The 2,365-nt window shown below is 72.6% G+C and carries 2 protein-coding genes; both read left to right on the top strand.

The genetic code is table 11. The features are described 5' to 3' along the window. Positions 1 to 569, top strand: a 569-nt coding sequence (locus AB4Y86_RS16915) for a C40 family peptidase (RefSeq protein WP_441403327.1), incomplete at its 5' end; no start/stop codon positions are given. Next, positions 566 to 2,284, top strand: coding sequence for a flagellar hook-length control protein FliK (locus AB4Y86_RS16920; protein WP_441403328.1), 1,719 nt, complete (start codon positions 566 to 568; stop codon positions 2,282 to 2,284). The genes AB4Y86_RS16915 and AB4Y86_RS16920, both read left to right, overlap by 4 nt. The last annotated feature ends 81 nt before the right edge of the window (positions 2,285 to 2,365 follow it).

Consider the following 2,365-nt stretch of genomic DNA (forward strand, 5'->3'; position numbering starts at 1 on the left):
CAGCAATCCCGGTGCCCGGACTCTGTCCGGGCCGGCCTCCAGGCCCCTGCGCGCGCTCGTTGGGCGGGAGCAGCGCCTCCTCCGGAACGGACATCTCCTCGCTGGTCAGCGGCTTGGGGCTGGGCGGCGCTACGGGACTGGGCGCGCTGAGCGGCCTCAAAACGCCGGCCGCCGGCTCGGTTCCGGCCGGCGCCGCGACCGGCACGGACGTGGTTGCCATGGCCAAGAAGTACATCGGGGTGCCGTATGTGTGGGGCGGCACCAACCCAGCCACGGGGATGGACTGCTCCGGCTTCACGCAGCGGGTCTTCAAGGACCTGGGCATCGAACTTCCCCGCGTGGTCAGCGACCAGATGAAACAGGGGACCCCGGTGGCGTCCCTCGCCGAGGCCAAGCCTGGCGACCTGCTGATCAGCTTCGGCGGGAACCACATCTCCATCTATCTCGGCAACGGCAAGGCGATCGATGCTCCGGTGCCCGGCAAGACCATCCAGATCCGCGACGCCTGGGAGCAGCAGTCCAACCTGACCGCGATCCGGCGGATTGTCCCGGCCGGAGCGGGCGCATGAAGCCCCTGACACCGGTGGACCTGGCGTCCTCACTCGCCGGCACAGCTGCCAGGACCCGGAGCTCCCAGCCGGGTACGGGCACGCGTACGGGGAAAGGCTCGTCCGGCGCGGGCGGCTTCGGCGACGCCCTGAACGACGCCGTGAACGGCGGCGCGGCCCGCGATGGGCACAACGCGCCGGATGCCCGTGCCGCGGGGCAGCCTTCGGGGCACCGCAAGTCCTCAGACCCTTCCGGTGAGAGGCTTGGGCAGCGTCGAGCCGCCGCTGCTGCGGCCGGGTCTCCGGCGCCTGCCCGGAAGCCGGCGCACGATCATGCGCACGGATTCGCGGCGGCCTCCGGGCACGGCAGTGCGGAGACGGACAACCCGGCGGACTCGGGAGCGAAGGAGTCCGACGCCGGATCTCCCGCCGGAGCCGGGCCCCTTGCCGGCGCTGCGCAGGTAGTTGGAGCCGCATCCGTGCTGAGTTTCGCGCCTCTGCTTGGCACTGCGCCGGTGGACGGCTCCGGTCAGCCGGCCCAGCCGGCCGGCACGGTGGACGGGACGGCCACCGTCTCACTGTCTGCCGTCTCACTCTCCGCCGGCGCCCTGTCTGCCGGCGCCCAGCCCGGGGCAGCCTTGGACCCGCGTCTGTTGGCCCTCAGCCTGGCGGGCGCTTCCGCCGTGACGACCCGTGCGACCGGACCGGCCGCTGGCACAATGACCGGCGCTGCAGCCACAGCATCCGGAGTTTCCGTCGCTGCTGCCGTTGCTTCTGCCGGCGACCCCACGGCCGGAGCTGCTGCTGCCACGCAGGGAATGGCATCGGGATCCGGTGCCGCCACCGCCACCACGGGTCCGGCAGCGACGGGTCAGGCGGCGCCGGGCACCGGCGGCGCCGGAACCCCGGGGACCCAGACGGCCGCAGACTTTGCGCGAGCGGCTGCTTCTTCGGTTCCCGGCCAAGCGGTTCCTGGCACCTCCACCCAGGCCGTATCCGCCGCCGCTGCAGCCGGGACGGCTCCGGCCGCGACATCTGCTGCGCTCCCCGGTCTGGCCACCTCAGCTGCCGCTCCGGCGTCGACGTCGGCAACCCCCGGGCCGTCTGCCGGTACGGCGGCGGACACCGTGCCCGCCCCCGCCGTCGACGGCCTGGCCGCCGCGGGCTACACGGCAGCAGGGCCTGCGCAGGCCGCCGTGCCGACCCCGGCGACGGCCGCTCCTGCGCTGGCGGCGCAAGCCCCGGCCGCGCAGCCGGCGCTTCAGCCGCAGCTGGCCAGGCCGCTGTTTACCCTGGTGGGCGCTCCGCACGGGCAGCACGTCATGACCCTGAAAGTTTCGCCGGAGGACCTGGGACCGCTGACCGTGCGCGCCCACATCGACGGAACCGGGGTACGGATCGAACTGTTCGCCCCGGGAGACACCGGCCGGGAAGCGCTGCGGGGGATCCTCCCCGAGCTGCGCAAAGAACTTGCGGACTCCGGTTTTGGCGCAAGCCTGGATCTTTCGGACCAGAACGGACCCGCCGGCCAGGGACAGGACGCCAGCCAGGACGCCGGCCAGGACCCGGGCCGGAACGGTTTCGGAACCGGTTCGGGCGGCAACGGCCCCGGCCGCGGTGATCTCCCCGGAGACCCGCGCCCGGGCCACCGCTGGGACGCCCTGGCCGATGAATCCTCGCTGCGCACCGCCAGGATCTTGAATGGCCCCCAGACCACCCTCGACATTCTCGTCTGACACGAAGGAACGCGACATATGACGATTCAACCGATCGCATCACAGCCGATCGCTCCCCAGCCGGTCACGCCGCAGGCTGTC

The organism is Arthrobacter sp. 2YAF22_2, from assembly GCF_052114645.1.
GTDB lineage: Bacteria > Actinomycetota > Actinomycetes > Actinomycetales > Micrococcaceae > Arthrobacter.